The organism is Duganella dendranthematis (genome assembly GCF_012849375.1).
Taxonomy (GTDB): Bacteria; Pseudomonadota; Gammaproteobacteria; order Burkholderiales; family Burkholderiaceae_D; genus Rugamonas; species Rugamonas dendranthematis.
In genome coordinates this window covers 339,010-355,087 of record NZ_CP051684.1, presented here as the reverse complement: position 1 = coordinate 355,087, position 16,078 = coordinate 339,010, and the positions used below count along the sequence as shown (strand labels likewise).

Sequence of the window (16,078 nt, the reverse complement as noted above, 5' to 3'; positions counted from 1 at the left end):
TCATTGCGTCGGCGCCCGCCGCGAGTGCTGAATTGTATTAATTGTTGCTTTCGAACCAGAATCGCCTTTTGGTATAGCGAACTTTGCAAGATTACTTAATACTTATAGCAACTTTTCAACTGCCGGTAGTCGTAAAAGTGGCTGGCCGGCGCGATGCGTGCCGCGTCGCAGGCCATGTTGAAGTCAGTTTCGCGCTCGTTGTACAGCATGCGGACCAGCGTGCGGCCGGCGCCATTCTGGTACACATCCCACTGAATATTGGCGGCCATCGGCGCGACTTGTACGCCGCGCCATGGGCTGTTGTCGTAACTGTAAGTCGTCGCGCGCGGCAGCTGTTCGGACATGCTGCTGAGTCCCAGCGCGCTGGCGAACGGGATGACGATTTCGGCGTGGGCGAAGCGCAGCTTGGCGGCGTTGGCCCGCTTGCCGGCGTCGATGGCGTCGGCCTCGCGGAAGAAATCGGCGACCAGCGCGCCGGCCATGCGCCAGGTGACGTCGCCGTTTTCAGTGACGCCGGGGCCTTTTTCGTAGAAGGCGACGGCGTCTTCGGCTTCGGCGTAAACTCGGGCTTGCTGCGGCTGGACGTATTTGGTGAAGTCGGCTTTGAGTTCGGCTTCCATGTCGGCTGCGGCGGCATACAACTCATACAGGGTCAGCGCGGCGTCGGTGGCGGTGCCGATTTTGGTATCGCCGTCGCCGGTGATGTTGGTGGTGAACTTGCCGTCGGCGCTGGTGTAGCTGCGCGTACCGGCATTGGCGGCGCTGATATGGCCGTGTTCCAGCGCCGCGATGAAGCTGGGCGAGAACAACGCACCCAGCGTGGACAGCGCAGCGGCCTTCAGGCGAGGATCGGCGTGAATCGCGGCCTTGCGGGCTTGCAGTTCGTCGCTCTGGTCCCAGCGCTGGTAAGCCAGCGTAGCTTCCGGCGTCATGCCATCCTGCTTGGTATTCAGTTTGTGAAAATAGAGAGTAGGGCGGTCGATGCCGGCGTCGATCAGCGGCGCCAGGCCTGGCTGCTGCGCGGTCAGCGCGCGGCTGAAGAAGGCGGCGCTGTCCACCGCCCGGTCCTTGCCGGAGCTGAGCACCACGATGCGGCGCTGGTCCTTCTGCGCATCACGGAACAGCGCCGGTAAGCGCGCATACAGGCGCTGGGCGAGGCCGGTGTGTTCGTCCACGCCCTGCATGGTCTCGTTGCCGTAGCCTGGTTTGCTGATGCCATCCACGCCGTAGCCCAGCAGCGCGTTGGCCTTGATCATGGCTTCAATATCAGGCCCCAGCTGGCGGCCCAACGGCGACAGCGCATCCTGCTGCTGCGCCAGCTGCCACAGGTTGTACAGCGCGAGATCCGTCTTGAAGCTGCTCAGGCCACGCGAGCCGTGGCGGGCCAGAAGCTGCGTGTAGACCGCCTTGTAGCCGGCAGGCGCCTTCTCGTAGCTGGCGCTGTCCTGCTGTGGTGCGTACGGCGTTTTGGTTTGATAAAACTGCTCGCCATACGCATGCGACAACAGCAGGGACAGAGCGGCGCCGGCCGCAAGACGGAGTGGTTTCATGGCTTAGAAGTCTACCCGAACACTGAGGCTGGCGGTACGCGGCGCGCCGATGTTCAGGTAGTTCTCCTGGTAGTAGGTCCAGTATTTGCGGTTGGCGATGTTGGAGATATTCGCGCGCACGCTGATCATCTTGCCGAAGTAGCGGTGACGATAGTTGAAGCCCGCATCGAACAACGTGTACGCCGGCAGCGTGTTGACATTGGCCGCGTCCATCGGCAGCTCGCCCAGGTACTGCGAACCGACGTGCAGCGCCAGGCCTGGCAGCACATCGCGCAAGGTCGCCTGAATCGACGCCTGACGGCGTGGCGCACCAACGGCGCGCTTGCCGCTATAGCCCGGCGCTGCATCTTCCAGCGATGCATCCAGCAGCATGATGCCGCCTTCGATAGACAGGTTCTTCGCCGCCTGAACCACGCTGTTCACTTCCAGACCATTGTATTTGGACTGGCCGTCCGACACGTAAACGTTGCTGGCGTTGGTGTACTGCGCGCCGCGCTCGATGTGGAACAGCGAGGCGGTGGCGTTCCACCAGCTGCGCTCCATCTTGACGCCGGCTTCCGACTGCTTGCTCTTGAGCGGCGCGAAAGTCTGGTTGGCGTTGACGGTGGTGGTTGGTGCCGACGCGGCTTGTTCCAGTGCTTCCACGTAGCTGGCGTACAGCGTGGTGTCGGCGGCCGGCTTGAACATCAGCGCGACGGTGGGCGTGGTCTTGTTGGCCGGGTAGCTGGCGGTCAGAACGCCCTTGGTCGAATAGGCGTTGTCGGTGAAGCGCGTGTAGCGCGCGCCGGCCACCAGCGACCAGGCGTCGCTGAACTTCAGCGTGTCGCTGGCGAACAGCGCTTCCTGGCGCGTGGTTTCGTCGCGATAGGTACCGCCGCTGTAATTGACGCTGGCGGCGCTGATGATGCTTGGCGCGGACAGGTTGCCGGTGCCGACGTAGGTCTTCGGCGTCACCACCGACGACGTCGACACAAGGTTCTGCGACATCGTGCCCAGCACCACTTCATTGCTCAGGCCAGCGATATTGAATTTGCCGTCGACGGTTGCCTGCACCTGGTCGAAATGGTAGCCGTGCAGCTCGGAGGTAATGCGGTCTCGGTAGTCGCCTTTATTGCTGGTGAGGTAGTACTGGTCCTTCTTGTACACGCGGGTGGAGTCCGAGGTGCGGTACGATACGTTGGCAACCCAGTCTGGCGCCAGGCGGTATTCGACGCCGGTGGTGGCCAGCGTGTATTCCACGTCGTTGCCCGCGCCGATGCTATTCAGTTTGGTGTCGCCATCCAGCGCGGCCGGGATCTTGAACGGAATAGGTGTGTTGGTGAGGATGATGTCGGTACCGCCCACGCTGCGGCGGCGCTGGTAGATCGCATCGTAGGTCAGCGCCAGGTCCCTGGTCACGCGCCATTCCAGATTCAGGCCGGCGGCGTTGCGCTTGATCGAGCCACTTTCCTGTTTGACGTCGCCGTCTTCGTGCACCAGATTCAGACGGTAGCCGAATTCACCGTCTTCGCCGAGACGGCCGCCGGTGTCGATATGCTCCTTGATTGCGCCGCCTTCCTGGTATCCCATCGCCGCGCTGAAGGTCTTCTCGGTGGTTGGACGTTTGGTCACATAGTTGATGATACCGCCCGGCGAACCGAAGCCGTACATATAGCCGGTCAGGCCTTTCAGGGCTTCCACGCTCTCGAACATCTCCAGCGGCATCTCGGTGCCGCGGTTGATGTTGGCCAGGCCATTGACCTTGTAGCCGTTCAGGTCATCCAGGCGCAGGCCGCGCATCTGGATGGTGGCCGGGTGGGTGGAGATCGGTGGCGAGATGGCGGTGACCGACGCGTCATACTTCAGCACTTCGGAAATGCTGGTGGCCAGGCGGTCTTCGATTTCGTCGCTGGAGACGGACTTGGTGGAGAAGGGCGTATCCAGTTCCGACTTGCGTCCCAGAGCGCCGCTGCTGACGCTGTCGCCGAGCTTTTTCTTTTCGACGGTGGCTTTGACTTCGACCGTAGACAGCGCGCCGCCGACATCCTCCGCAGCGATGGCGGAGAAGTGGAGGGCGCACAGGCCGGCGGCGGCCAGGGCGAGTTGCAGACGGGATGGAGCGAAAGGATTTTTCGAGGACATGAAGGACCTGAGGAAGTTGGACAGATAAAGCCCAACATCGTATCGGCGGCATATGACGCCCGTATGACGAGCGGCCGATTCTTCCTCAGGTATTAATGATTTACACCGTTTTACAACAGCGCCTCAATGGCGGCCAGTGACGGCGGCGAAGCGCCTTGCTCCAGGCACGCAGCCGCGCCGGCAGCAACGCAGAAGCGCAGATGCTGTGAGGGTTCCTCGTACTCGCGATGCATCATGCTCCATGCCAGTGCGGCGATGCTGGCATCGCCGGCGCCGACCGTGTCGACCACCTCGATCTGCGGCGCCGGCAACGACCACGATGCATCGCCGATATGCAGCGAGGCGCCGGCGCCACCCTTGGTATATAAATAGGTGGCGGCGGGATTCCAGCTCCGCAGCGTATCGAAGGCGGCAGCGATGTCTTTGGTGCGGAACAGTCCTTCAAGATCCTCTTCCGACACCTTGATCACATCGGCCAGTTCGGTCATGCGACGCAGCGTGGCGTCGTACCGTTCGTCCATCAGCACGCGGTAGTTCGGGTCGTAGCTGATGCGCACTCCGTCCTGCTTAAGCTGCTCGGCCAGCGCGATCAGCTTGCCGGCCAGCGGTTGACGCGCCAGGCTGATGCCGCCGAAGTGCACCCACTTGCACTGCGCGCGCCAGCCTTGCGGCAGTTGCGCGGCATCGAAATGCAGATCGGCGCTGTCGTCGCCGACGAAGAAATAGGCAGGTGGATCGGTGCGATGGACGATGGCCAGCAATGGCGAACGCGCATGCCGCTGCAGGAAGCGCAGATCCAGCCGCGCCGCTTCGCTGGCCCGCCATAGCGCATTGCCGAAGACGTCCTGGCTGATGGCGCCGGCGAACGCCGTCGATACATCCAGCTTCGCCATCGCCCGCGCCACATTCCAGGTCGAGCCGCCAACCTGGCCGAGCCAGTGCTGTTGCGCCGCATCCTGCACGATCATGTCGGTCAGCGCCTCACCCGCCGCCACAAATAAAGGGAAGCCCATCTCAGTCCTTGGTCAATACATTCAGCACTTCATAGCAGGCGCCCATGGTGTGGTAATCCACCTTGCCGGCGGGGCTTTTCTCGTCCGTCAGCTTGCTGTTGTCCGCGCCGAGGATGCGATACCACGCACCGTATTGATGATCGACGAAATGATCCCAGCTATAGGTCCAGATTTTGTCGTACCAGGTCCAGTAACGCGCCTCGCCGGTGCGGGCCGCCAGCAGGGCGGCGGTAGCCAGACTCTCTGCCTGCACCCAGAAATATTTGAGATCGTCGCAGATACTGCCATCTGGCGCAAAGCCGTAGTAGATGCCGCCATGCTCGTGGTCCCAGGCCTTGGCCAGCGCCGCGTCGAACAACTCTACCGCGCGCGGCAGCAGCCAGTTTGAATTGAGCGACAGCTGCGCGCCGTGGCGTTCCAGCAGCAGCAACAGCTTGGCCCATTCGGTCAGGTGGCCGGGCTGGTAGCCCCACGGGCGGAAGATATTGGTCTTGTCATTGCGGTTGTACTCCGCATCCACCGACCAGTCGTCGTGGTAGTGTTCCCACACCATGTTGTCGGCCAGCGCGGCCTGGCGGATGGTGATGTTGTGCGCCAGCGTTTCGGCGCGCAGCAGGTAATCACGGTTGCCGGTGGCTTCAAACGCGGCGATCAGCGCTTCGCAGGCATGCATATTGGCGTTCTGACCGCGATAGCTATCCACGCGCGACCAGTCGGCGCTGGCTTCGTCCGCGTACAGACCATGCTGCGGCTCCCAGAAGCGGCGCTCCATCAGATCGAATGTCTCCGTGATCCATTCCGCCGCCTGCGTTTCGCCGGCCATCAGAGCGTGGCTGTAGGCCAGCAGGACGAAGGCCAGGCCGTAGCAATGATTGGTGGCGTCGATAACAGTGAGTACGCCATCCTTCCATTCCAGTTCCCACGCATAGCCCTTGGTATGCGGATCGCGGTGCACTTCGCGCAGGAAGTCCAGTGCATGACGCAGGCGCTGCTGGTCCGCAGCGTCGCCAAACTGCCGCCACGCCATCGCGTAATTGAAGACGAAACGCGTGCTGCTGACCAGATGGCGCGTGTGCGCATCGTAGACCGAGCCGTCGTCTTTATAGAAGTGATACAGGCCGCCGCTCGGATCGACGCAGCGGCTGTCGTAGAAATTCTTGGTGTGGCGGATGTGATTGAGCAGGGTGGTGCGGGATCGGAAATCTGGGGCCATTATCAGGTCCGTTTGAAGTTGAGGAGGTTCTTGGGGCGCCAGCCTTCCGTGACGGTGCTGGCGCGGATGATCAATTCCACCGGCGAGATCTTCTCCACCGGCTCGTCGTGCGGGCCGTTGAGCAGCATTTCCACGCCCAGCGCGCCCAGTGCTTTTTTATCGATGCGCAGCGTGGTCAGGGGACGGTGCCCCAGCACGGCGGTCGAGATGTCGTCGAAGCCGACAATCGCTATGTCGTGCGGGACTTTCAATCCTCTGGCGATGCAGCAGCGCATGGCCACCAGCGCGGCGCTGTCGTTGTAACAGAACACCGCGTCGGGCGGATGCGGCAGATCCAGCAGCTGCTCCATGGCTTCCCAGGCGCCGGTTTCCAGGTCCACGCCATCGGGCAGGCCGGCGTCCAGACGTGGGTCGGCCAGGATGCCCTCTTCAAACAGCGCTTGCCGGTAGCCGCGCGCGCGTTCGCGGATGGAGTAGTGCGCCAGCGGGCCGGAAATGAAGCCGATGCGCGTGCGGCCGGTGTCGATCAAATGTTTGGTGGCCAGGTAACCGCCCATCATATTGTCCGGATTGACGGAGCTGTAGCCGCGCAGCTTCATATCGATCAGCACTAGCTGCTTGCCGGTCGAGCGCAGGGCGCTCAGCGTTTCCGGTTCGAAGAAGCCGGCGCAGACGATGCCGTCAGGCGCGTGCATGCGGATCTGGTCGATCAGGCCATCGGCCGGCCCCACCGCCATGAACGACAGCACGATGCCCTGCTTGCGGCAGGCTTCCTCGGCGCCGTGCAGCACCGGCGAGTAGAACGGGCTGCTGGACGCCGTGTTGTGCTGGCGGTGTAGCAGGAAGGTGAGGCGGCGCAGGCGCTTGGGACGCAGTTTGCAAAAGTCGTAGCCTAGATCGCGCGCTGTTTCCAGCACCATTTGGCGGGTTGCTTCGGTCAGGCCGGGCTCATTTTTCAGTGCGCGTGAAATCGTCCCCGCCGATACGCCAGCGACCCGGGCGATATCCCTGATCGTGATGTTCGTGCCCATTGTTATATGTCTCCTCCGGTGTGGATGCAGTCTTGCATAAGCGTCTATTGACGGTCAAACGACACATCGAGTTCACCTTTGAGTTTAGCGCAATTTACTAAACAAGCAGGCTTTAGCCGCGCAGAGGAAGCCCAGGCCTGCGTCGCGCCCGTTCTGCCTTGTTTAGTGAAGAGGACTAAACTGCGACCAAATTACGCATGGGGTTTGACCATGGGCCGGCCGGCATGCAGAATCTTTTCAATAATATAAAAAACTTGGAGACATAGATGGAACACGTTGCATCCGCAGCTGTGCGCCCGCACGGCCATACGGAGGGCGGGAACACCGTCCCGCTCATCATCATCACGCTGTTGTTCTTCATGTGGGGGCTGCTGACCTCCCTCAATGACGTGCTGATTCCCCACCTGAAATCGATCTACACGCTCAATTATGTGCAGGCCATGCTGGTGCAGTTCTGCTTCTTCGGCGCTTACTTCATAGTGTCGCTGCCGGCGGGGATGCTGATCAAGAAGATCGGCTATCAGCGTGGCGCGGTCACTGGACTGGTCATTGCGGCCGCCGGCTGCGCGCTGTTCTTTCCGGCCTCGATGAACGGCTACGCCCTGTTCCTGCTGGCGTTCTTCGTACTGGCTAGCGGCATCACCATCCTGCAGGTGGCGGCCAATCCGTATGTGACGGTGCTGGGCGAACCAGCCACCGCGTCCAGCCGTCTGACGCTGACGCAGGCCTTCAACTCGCTGGGCACGACGATTGCGCCGTCGCTGGGCGGTTTCCTGATCCTGACGGAAGGCGCGCCGGTCATCGCGGGCCTGGTCCGCTCCAAGGCCGAGGAAGCGGCTGCCGTGCAAGGCCCGTACCTCGCGCTGGCCGCCGCGCTGCTGGCGCTGGCCATATTGTTCGCCGTGGTGCGGCTGCCGAAGATTAGCCACTCTGCGGAGGAAGGTGGCGCGGTGTCGTCGGTGCAGACCGGCGTGCTGGCGCATCGCCATCTGCTGCTGGGCGCCATCGGCATCTTCCTCTACGTCGGCGGAGAAGTCAGCATCGGCAGCTTCCTGATTAACTTCCTGGGCGAGGCCAATATTGCCGGCTTGTCCAACGGCGCCGCAGCGCACTACGTCAGCTACTACTGGGGCGGCGCCATGGTCGGCCGTTTCATCGGCTTTGCCGTCATGCGTTATATCAGCCCGGGCAAAGCGCTGGCCTTCAACTCGGCCGCCTCCATCGCCTTGATCTTGCTGGCGATCTTCGGCCACGGCCAAGTCGCCATGTGGTCCATCATCGCCGTGGGCCTGTTCAATTCCATCATGTTCCCGACCATCTTCAGCATGGCGCTGCACAAGCTGGGCAAGCAGACCGGCCAGGGCTCGGGCATCCTGTGCATGGCGATCGTCGGCGGCGCGCTGGTGCCGTTCGCGCAAGGGCTGCTGGCTGACACCATCGGCCTGCAACTGTCGTTCGTCGTGCCGGCCGCATGCTATGTGTTTATCCTGTACTTTGGTTTGAAATACGCCAGCATGTATAACAAGGAGACTGTATGAAGTTGAAACTGGCGATTGCGCTGGCGCTGGCCGCGATGTCAGCACAGGCGGCCGAACCATGGATGGACAAGTCGCTGAACGCCGACAAGCGCGCCGAACTCGCGCTGCAGGCGATGACGCAGCAGGAAAAACTGAAGTGGGTGCTGGGCCACTTCGGCTCCGACTTCGGCAACAAGACCAAGAAGCATCCGGCCGCGCTGCCTTCCTCGGCCGGCTACATTGAAGGCGTGCCGCGTCTTGGCCTGCCGGCGCTGTTTGAGACCGACGCCGGCCTTGGCGTTGCAACGCAGGCGTCGAAGACGCCGCGCGAACGCACCTCGCTGCCTTCCGGCCTGGCCATCGCCGCTACCTGGGACCGCGAACTGGCCTACAAGGGCGGCGCGATGATCGGCTCGGAAGCGCGCGCTTCCGGCTTTAACGTCATGCTGGCCGGCGGCGTCAACTTGCTGCGCGAACCGCGCAACGGCCGCAATTTTGAATACGCCGGTGAAGATCCGCTGTTGGCCGGCACCATGGTGGCGCAACAGGTGCGCGGTATCCAGTCGAACAACATCATCGCCACCATGAAGCATTACGCCGTCAACGATCAGGAGACGGGGCGTTTCATTCTCGACGCGCGCATCGATGACGCCAGCAACCGGATGTCCGACCTGCTGGCCTTCCAGCTGCTGATGGAGCAGGCCGATCCCGGTTCGGTGATGTGTTCCTACAATCGCCTGAACGGCGTGTACGCCTGCGAAAACGACTACCTGCTCAACCAGGTGCTGAAGAAGGACTGGGGGTACAAAGGCTATGTAATGACCGACTGGGGCGCGACCCACAGCACGGTGGAATCGGCCAACGCCGGGCTGGATCAGCAATCCGGCTGGGAGTTCGACAAGTCGCAATACTTTGGCGGCGCGCTGGAAGAAGCGGTGGCCAACGGCCACGTGCCGCAGGCGCGTCTGGACAATATGGTATTCCGCATCCTGCGCACGATGTTCGACAAGGGCGTGGTGGACAATCCGGTGGCGGAGGGCGGCAACATCGACTACGACGCCCACGCCCTGGTCAGCCGCGCCGACGCGGAAGACAGCATGGTGCTGCTGAAGAACGCCAACGGTGTGCTGCCGCTGAAGGCCGGCGCGAAGAAGATCGTCATCATCGGTGCGCATGCGGACGTGGGCGTGCTGGCCGGCGGCGGTTCGTCGCTGGTGTATCCGATCGGCGGCAACGCGGTGCCGGGCATTGCGCCGACCTCGTGGCCCGGACCAGTGGTGTACCACCCATCGTCGCCATTGAAGGCGATTCAGGCGCGGGCGCCGGGTGCGCAGGTCATCTACAACGATGGCAGCGATCCGGCCGCCGCCGCGCGAGCCGCCGCCGGCGCCGACGTGGTGCTGGTGTTCGCGCAGCAGTGGATAGGCGAGGCGCTGGACGCCGTGTCGCTGGCGCTGCCGGACAATCAGGATGCGCTGATCGGCGCGGTGGCCAAGGCCAATCCGAAAACCGTGGTGGTGCTGGAGACTTCCGGTCCGGTGCTTATGCCGTGGGTCGATCAGGCGGCCGGCATTGTGCAGGCGTGGTATCCGGGCACCCGTGGCGGCGAGGCGATTGCGCGCGTGCTGTTCGGCGAGGTCAATCCATCCGGACACTTGCCGGCGACTTTCCCGGCGTCGGAAAGTCAGCTGCCGCGCCCCAAGCTGGATGGCGATCCAAAGAACGAGACCGTGCGCTTCACCGTCAATTATCATGAAGGCGCAACGGTCGGCTACAAGTGGTTTGATCTCAAGGGGCTGAAGCCGCTGTTCCCGTTCGGTCACGGCCTGTCGTACACGCAGTTTGCCTATTCGGGACTGGCGTCCAACCAGAAGGACGGCAAGCTGCAACTGAAGTTCAAGATCACCAACACCGGCGCGGTGAAGGGTAAGGATGTGCCGCAGTTGTACGTGGCGCCGGTGAGCGCCAGGTGGGAAGCGCCGAAACGCCTGGCCGGCTGGGACAAGGTGGAACTGGCCCCGGGTGAAAGCAAGGAGGTCAGCGTCACCATCGATCCGCGCCTGCTGGGCGTCTTCGACAGCAAGAGCAAGACTTGGCGTATCGCCAAGGGTGGTTACAAGGTGTTGCTGGCGCATGATGCGGCAGACGCCAAGGCCGCCAGTATCACCGTCCAACTGCCGCAGCGAACGCTGAACGTGGCAGGAAAATAAAACCAAGGAGCGAGACTTGAAACAACTGTACAAATTCTGCGCGGCTGCGTTGATGATCGGCGCCTGCGGCATCGTGGAGGCAGCGCCTGCGGCCATGGGCGACTTCGTTACCGTCAATAAGACCCACTTCGCCCGCAACGGACAGGCGTATTACATTGTTGGCGCCAACTTCTGGTACGGCGGCTATCTGGGTGCGGCCGGCGGCGTGGGCGAACGCGCGCGCTTGCTCAAAGAGCTGGATAACATGAAGGCCATCGGCATCAACAATCTGCGCGTGCTCGCGGTGTCCGAAAAGACCGACATGAAGAGCGCCGTGCGTCCAGCCACCACCAATGCTCCGGGCAAGTATGACGAAGAGCTGCTGACAGGGCTGGACTTCCTGATGGCGGAAGTGGCCAAGCGCGATATGACGGTGGTGCTTTACCTGAACAACTTCTGGCAGTGGTCGGGCGGCATGACGCAGTACCTGAACTGGTTTGAAGGCACGCCGGCGCTGGACCCGAACGTGACCAAGGATTACGACACCTATATGCAGAAGACGGCGGGCTTCTACCGTAACGCCGCCGCGCAAGCCGAGTACCGCAACGTCATCGCGAAAATCGTCAAGCGCGTGAACACCATCACCGGCAAGCCTTATGCCGAGGACACGCACATCATGTCGTGGCAGCTGGCGAATGAGCCGCGTCCCGGCAATGGCAACGCAACGCCGGAAGAGAAGGCGGTGTACGTCAAGTGGATCGACGACGTGGCGGGCTACATCCATAGCCTGGACCGCAATCACCTGGTCAGCAGCGGTAGCGAAGGCCTTGCCGGCTCGGCGCAGGACGCGCAGCTGTATCTCGACGCGCACCGCACCAAGAACATCGACTACCTGACCTATCACCTGTGGCCTAAGAACTGGAGCTGGTTCGATTCCAACAACCCGACCGGCAGCTGGGACAACGCCATCACCAAGAGCCGCGACTATCTGAACTCGCATATCGAGCTGGCCAAGAAACTGGGCAAGCCGATCGTGCTGGAAGAATTTGGCCTGGACCGGGACGGTCCATCGTTCAGCATCAAGTCCACCACGCATATCCGCGATCGCTTCTACCGCGAAGTGTTTGAGATTGTCGCCACGCGCGCGCAGAAGGGCGATCCGATCGCCGGCTTTAATTTCTGGGCATGGGGCGGCGCTGGCCGCGCGGCCAATGCGGATTACTGGTGGAAGCCGGGTAACGACTTCGTCGGCGATCCGCCGCAGGAAGAGCAGGGTTTGTATTCGGTCTTTGATTCGGACGTGACGTCGCTGGTGCTGATCAAAGAATATGCCGACAAGCTGCACGCCATCAAGCGATGAAACGCCTGCTGATCTTATTGGCGCTGCTGGTCGGCGCCAACGTCCACGCCCAGAAATTCGATGGGCTGGCCGCCACCCCGCAAATGGGCTGGAACAGCTGGAACTCGTTCGCCTGCGACATCAACGAGCAACTGATCCGCGACACGGCGGACGCCATGGTCAAGCTGGGGCTCAAGGATGCCGGCTACCAGTACGTCAACATCGACGATTGCTGGCACGGGCAGCGCGACAAGGATGGCTTCATTCATCCCGACCCGCAGCGCTTCCCGTCCGGGATGAAGACGCTGGCCGACTATGTGCACAGCAAGGGCCTCAAGCTGGGCATCTACTCGGACGCGGGCGCCACTACCTGCGGTGGCAAGCCTGGCAGCCGTGGCCACGAGTACCAGGACGCCAAGACCTATGCCGACTGGGGCGTCGATTACGTCAAGTACGACTGGTGCGACACCAAGGGCCTGAGCGCCCCCGGCGCCTACACCACCATGCGTGACGCCATCCGCGCCGCCGGCCGGCCCATGTTGCTCAGCATGTGCGAATGGGGCGACAACAAGGCCTGGGAGTGGGGCAAGGATATCGGCCATTCCTGGCGCACCACCGCTGATATCTACCCGTGCTGGAACTGCGAACTGAATCATGATGCGTTCTCGCGCCTTGGCGTGCTGCGCATCCTCGACCGGCAGGCCGGCTTGCGCAAGTACGCAGGCCCGGGACACTGGAACGATATGGACATGCTGGAAGTGGGCATGGGCATGAGCGGCGACGAAGACCGCGCGCATTTCTCGATCTGGGCCATGATGGCGTCCCCGCTCATCCTCGGCAATGATCTGCGCAAGATGCCGGAGTCCACCCGCAGCATCCTGGCCAACAAGGACGTCATCGCCATCAGCCAGGATCAGGCGGGCATTCAGGCGTGGAAGTTCTTTGACGACGGACGCCTGGAATACTGGGCCAGGCCATTGGCCAACAACGAGTGGGCGCTGATGGTGCTCAATCGCGGCGAGCAGGCGGTGAACCTCAGCTACGACTGGAAGGCACATTTCATCAGCGATGAGATGAGCAAGCGCGAAGTGGACTTCAAGAAGGCCGTCTACGGCTGGCGCGATATCTGGGGCGGCAAATCCGGCGACACCGGCAAAAAGCTGGAAGCCAGCGTGGCGCCGCATAGCGTCCTGCTACTGCACCTGAAAACAAAAGGATAGGAAGACAATGCGCAAGTTTGTGATTTCGCTATTGCTGGCGGCAGCCTGCATTCCTGCGCTGGCGGCCGACGGGCCGGCAGCCGCCAGGCCTGACGGTGGCGCCTGCGGTCTGACGCCCGTGCCGCGCCAGAAAGACTATCCTTGGATGTCGATCACCCGCTGGCGGCAGTTCTACGACGAAGACGTGGCGGTGGCCGACAAGGGCGGCGTCGATCTGCTGTTCGTCGGCGATTCGATTACCGAGATGTGGAACCAGGCGGTGTTTGAGCGCGCGTTCGGCGCCTGGCGCACGGCCAACTTCGGCGTCGGTGGCGACCATACCGGCAACCTGCTGTGGCGCCTGCAAAACGGCCATGCGGAAAAGCTGCATCCCAAGGCCGTGGTGCTGACCATCGGCGTCAACAACTTCGGCTTCTGCGACGCCACGCCGGAGCAGGCCTACCAGGGCGTGAAGGCGGTGGTCGAGCTGCTGCGCAAGATCTATCCCGATGCGCGCATCCTGCTGAACGCCGTACTGCCATACGGCCAGTACACGCAAAGCCCGCAGCGCATCAAGGTGGTTGAGCTGAACCGCATGGTGGCGGGCCTGAACGACGGCCAGCATGTGTTCTACCAGGACTACGGCCTGTTCTTCCTGCAGCCGGGCGGCGACATGGCGGCCGAGGTGATGGGAGACTTCCTGCATCCCAGCCCCAAGGGCTATCAGATCTGGGCCGACGCCATGCTGCCCGCCGTCCGCAAGTTGATGGAGTAATCCATGCGACTGCGTGCAATGGCTTTGCTGCTGGCTGCGTTGACGGCCAATGTCTCCGCCGCGCCTATCGCAGCCAGTGATGCGCATGTCGCCCGCATGGGCCGCGCGCAGGTGGCGGACGATGGCGGCGTGCGGTTCAGTTATCCGGGCGTGAGCTTCTACCTGAATTTTGACGGCACGCGTCTTAGCGCAGTCACCCAGGCCAGCGGCAAGGATAGCTATGTGGATGTGCTGATCGACGGCGTGCCGCGCAAGCTGCGGCTGGAAGCCGGCCGCCAGAACACGGTGCTGGCCGAAGGGTTGAAGCCCGGCCCGCACGTGGCGGAAATCGTCAACCGCTCGGAAACCTGGCAAGGCACGGCCACGCTGCTGTCGTTCGATACGGATGGCGGCTGGCGCGCCGCGCCGGCGCTGCCCGGCCGCAAGCTGATGGTGCTGGGCGATTCGGTCACGTGTGGCGCATCGATGGAGCGCGTGGCCGGCGAAAAGGCGGATGCTTCCTGGGCCAATCCGCGCGCGTCCTATGGCATGCTGCTGGCGCGCCGCCTGGACGCGCAGGTGCAACTGGTGTGCTACGGCGGCCGTGGACTGATTCGCACGTGGGAGGGCAAAACCAATGAGCTGAATCTGGCCGACTACTACGGCATGGCGCTGCCCACGCAGCCGGACAGTGTGCCGTGGGATCAGCGCGACTACCGGCCGGATGCGATTATCGTATCCATTGGCACGAATGACATGACAACCGGCATACCGGAACGCGACGAGTATGTCGGCGCTTATTTGTCTCTGGTGCGCCGGCTGCTGCATGACCATCCGCAGGCGCAGATCATGCTCACCGAGGGCGCGATCCTGCACAGCGAAAAGCAGGCGGCGCTACACAGCTATATCGCCGACACGGTGCGCATCGTGGCGGACCCGCGTGTGCGCGCCATCGCGTCCACCCACTATCCGGGCGACGCCCTCGACGCGCATCCCACCCGCGAGCAGCACGCCGGCATGGCCGACGACTTGCTACCGCAAGTGCGCGCGGTTATGCACTGGTGAGGATGTGACCCAGCAAAGGCGCCAGCAAGACCATTAGCACGCCGCTGAAGATCATGGTCAGGCTGGCGACCGCGCCTTCTTGCGGGCCAATGGACCGCGCCTTGCTCAAGCCGAAGCCGTGGGCCGCCGCGCCATACGGCGCACCGCGCGCGATGCGCATTCGCAGCGGCAGGCGCGCCAGCAGCACTTGTCCCAGCAGGATGCCGAACAAGCCGGTGATGATGACAAACACGCCGGTCAGTTGCGCCGAACCGCCCAGGTGGCGCGTGGCCTCCAGCGCAAACGGCGTCGATACTGAACGCGCCAGCAGGCTTTGCGCCATGCTGCCGTGCAGGCCAAGCAGGCGGTCCAGCAGCAGCGTGCTGCCCAGCGAGGCGACGATCCCGGCCACGCTGCCCAGCGACAGCGCCAGCCAGTGCTCCTTCACCAGTTCGCGATATTGATAGATCGGCAGCGCAAACGCCACCGTGGCCGGGCCGAGTAGCCATGACAGCCAGTGCGTGTCGCCGAAGTAGACCGGGAACGGCGTGGACGACAGCTGCACCACCGCGATCAGCACCGCCGAGGTGGCGATGGCGGGCGTCAGCCAGATGCGCGGATAGCGCTTGTGCAGCGCCTGATTCGCATAGAACAGGCCTAGCGTCAGCAGCAGGAAGAACAGCGGCTTCATGCCACCGCCGTCCTGCCCCGGTCGGCGCGCAGACGGCGCAGCTTGCGGCCGCGCTCAAAGCGGCACACCCATTCCACTGTAAATGCAGTAGCCAGCATCACGCAGGTGAAGCCGATGCCAATGGCGGCGAACAGCCGCAGGCCGTCTTCTTTCAGCAGGCCGGTGAACTGCACCACCGACACCACCAGCGGAATAAAGAACAACAGCATATTAGACAGCAGCCAGTCGGCGCCATGCTCGATGGCGGATGGGCGCAGCACGCCGCTTTGCAGCAGGATAACCATGACAATCAGGCCGACCACGCCGCCGGAGAAGGGTAATCCGACCCAGGCCGAGAAGCGGTCGGCGGCATACCATGCCGCGATCAGCCCCAGAACCTGCGCCAGTGTGTAGACAATACGTTTCATGCTGCCATTC

At 62.7% G+C, this 16,078-nt stretch carries 13 protein-coding genes; 6 read left to right on the top strand and 7 right to left on the bottom strand.

The window, feature by feature from the left end:
* Positions 1–95: 95 nt before the first annotated feature.
* The 5 genes from HH213_RS01715 to HH213_RS01695 all read right to left on the bottom strand — a co-directional run bounded on the left by HH213_RS01715 (position 96) and on the right by HH213_RS01695 (position 6,928).
* Positions 96–1,550 carry a histidine-type phosphatase gene (locus tag HH213_RS01715; RefSeq protein WP_169110363.1) on the bottom strand — a complete coding sequence of 485 codons (1,455 nt, stop codon included), beginning with the start codon at positions 1,548–1,550 and terminating at the stop codon, positions 96–98.
* 3 nt (positions 1,551–1,553) lie between these two features.
* Entirely contained in the window at positions 1,554–3,671 is a 2,118-nt protein-coding gene (locus tag HH213_RS01710) for a TonB-dependent siderophore receptor (RefSeq protein ID WP_169110361.1), read from the bottom strand.
* A gap of 110 nt (positions 3,672–3,781) precedes the next feature.
* Positions 3,782–4,684: a carbohydrate kinase family protein gene (locus HH213_RS01705; RefSeq protein ID WP_169110359.1), complete on the bottom strand. Its 903-nt coding sequence runs from the start codon at positions 4,682–4,684 to the stop codon at positions 3,782–3,784.
* A gap of 1 nt (position 4,685) precedes the next feature.
* The gene (locus HH213_RS01700) at positions 4,686–5,897 is read right to left on the bottom strand and encodes an AGE family epimerase/isomerase (protein ID WP_169110357.1); all 1,212 of its coding nucleotides are present in this window, start codon (positions 5,895–5,897) and stop codon (positions 4,686–4,688) included.
* 2 nt (positions 5,898–5,899) lie between these two features.
* Complete coding sequence (locus tag HH213_RS01695) at positions 5,900–6,928, bottom strand: LacI family DNA-binding transcriptional regulator (RefSeq protein WP_161044210.1); 1,029 nt, start codon at positions 6,926–6,928, stop codon at positions 5,900–5,902.
* Between the two features lie 266 nt (positions 6,929–7,194).
* Between HH213_RS01695 and HH213_RS01690 the strand changes: the two genes are divergently transcribed.
* From HH213_RS01690 to axe2C, 6 genes are read left to right on the top strand one after another with little or no spacing between them, the layout of a single operon-like run.
* On the top strand, positions 7,195–8,466 hold the full coding sequence (locus HH213_RS01690; RefSeq protein WP_169110355.1) for a sugar MFS transporter: 1,272 nt from the start codon (positions 7,195–7,197) through the stop codon (positions 8,464–8,466).
* Positions 8,463–10,655, top strand: a complete 2,193-nt coding sequence (locus HH213_RS01685) for a beta-glucosidase family protein (protein WP_169110353.1) — start codon at positions 8,463–8,465, stop codon at positions 10,653–10,655. Before HH213_RS01690 ends, HH213_RS01685 begins: the two co-directional genes overlap by 4 nt.
* Before the next feature lie 16 nt (positions 10,656–10,671).
* Positions 10,672–11,994 carry a glycoside hydrolase 5 family protein gene (locus HH213_RS01680; protein WP_229263254.1) on the top strand — a complete coding sequence of 441 codons (1,323 nt, stop codon included), beginning with the start codon at positions 10,672–10,674 and terminating at the stop codon, positions 11,992–11,994.
* Positions 11,991–13,193, top strand: coding sequence for a glycoside hydrolase family 27 protein (locus tag HH213_RS01675; protein ID WP_169110351.1), 1,203 nt, complete (start codon positions 11,991–11,993; stop codon positions 13,191–13,193). Before HH213_RS01680 ends, HH213_RS01675 begins: the two co-directional genes overlap by 4 nt.
* Positions 13,194–13,200: 7 nt before the next feature.
* Positions 13,201–13,947, top strand: coding sequence for a GDSL-type esterase/lipase family protein (locus HH213_RS01670; protein ID WP_169110349.1), 747 nt, complete (start codon positions 13,201–13,203; stop codon positions 13,945–13,947).
* Between the two features lie 3 nt (positions 13,948–13,950).
* The gene (gene axe2C / locus HH213_RS01665; RefSeq protein WP_169110348.1) at positions 13,951–14,991 is read left to right on the top strand and encodes a bifunctional acetylxylan esterase/glucomannan deacetylase AxeC2; all 1,041 of its coding nucleotides are present in this window, start codon (positions 13,951–13,953) and stop codon (positions 14,989–14,991) included.
* Here axe2C and HH213_RS01660 read toward each other — a convergent pair.
* Positions 14,978–15,661, bottom strand: a complete 684-nt coding sequence (locus HH213_RS01660) for an LrgB family protein (protein ID WP_110848956.1) — start codon at positions 15,659–15,661, stop codon at positions 14,978–14,980. The genes axe2C and HH213_RS01660 overlap by 14 nt on opposite strands.
* Positions 15,658–16,068 carry a CidA/LrgA family protein gene (locus tag HH213_RS01655; protein WP_169110347.1) on the bottom strand — a complete coding sequence of 137 codons (411 nt, stop codon included), beginning with the start codon at positions 16,066–16,068 and terminating at the stop codon, positions 15,658–15,660. The genes HH213_RS01660 and HH213_RS01655 overlap by 4 nt, the downstream gene beginning before the upstream one ends.
* Between the last annotated feature and the right edge of the window lie 10 nt (positions 16,069–16,078).

What these genes read in the sequence shown, in the direction of transcription:
- HH213_RS01715 (WP_169110363.1), bottom strand. Translation starts at nt 1,550, where the DNA reads ATGAAACCACTCCGTCTTGCGGCCGGCGCCGCTCTGTCCCTGCTGTTG.
- HH213_RS01710 (WP_169110361.1), bottom strand. Translation starts at nt 3,671, where the DNA reads ATGTCCTCGAAAAATCCTTTCGCTCCATCCCGTCTGCAACTCGCCCTG.
- HH213_RS01705 (WP_169110359.1), bottom strand. Translation starts at nt 4,684, where the DNA reads ATGGGCTTCCCTTTATTTGTGGCGGCGGGTGAGGCGCTGACCGACATG.
- HH213_RS01700 (WP_169110357.1), bottom strand. Translation starts at nt 5,897, where the DNA reads ATGGCCCCAGATTTCCGATCCCGCACCACCCTGCTCAATCACATCCGC.
- HH213_RS01695 (WP_161044210.1), bottom strand. Translation starts at nt 6,928, where the DNA reads ATGGGCACGAACATCACGATCAGGGATATCGCCCGGGTCGCTGGCGTA.
- HH213_RS01690 (WP_169110355.1), top strand. Translation starts at nt 7,195, where the DNA reads ATGGAACACGTTGCATCCGCAGCTGTGCGCCCGCACGGCCATACGGAG.
- HH213_RS01685 (WP_169110353.1), top strand. Translation starts at nt 8,463, where the DNA reads ATGAAGTTGAAACTGGCGATTGCGCTGGCGCTGGCCGCGATGTCAGCA.
- HH213_RS01675 (WP_169110351.1), top strand. Translation starts at nt 11,991, where the DNA reads ATGAAACGCCTGCTGATCTTATTGGCGCTGCTGGTCGGCGCCAACGTC.
- HH213_RS01670 (WP_169110349.1), top strand. Translation starts at nt 13,201, where the DNA reads ATGCGCAAGTTTGTGATTTCGCTATTGCTGGCGGCAGCCTGCATTCCT.
- axe2C (WP_169110348.1), top strand. Translation starts at nt 13,951, where the DNA reads ATGCGACTGCGTGCAATGGCTTTGCTGCTGGCTGCGTTGACGGCCAAT.
- HH213_RS01660 (WP_110848956.1), bottom strand. Translation starts at nt 15,661, where the DNA reads ATGAAGCCGCTGTTCTTCCTGCTGCTGACGCTAGGCCTGTTCTATGCG.
- HH213_RS01655 (WP_169110347.1), bottom strand. Translation starts at nt 16,068, where the DNA reads ATGAAACGTATTGTCTACACACTGGCGCAGGTTCTGGGGCTGATCGCG.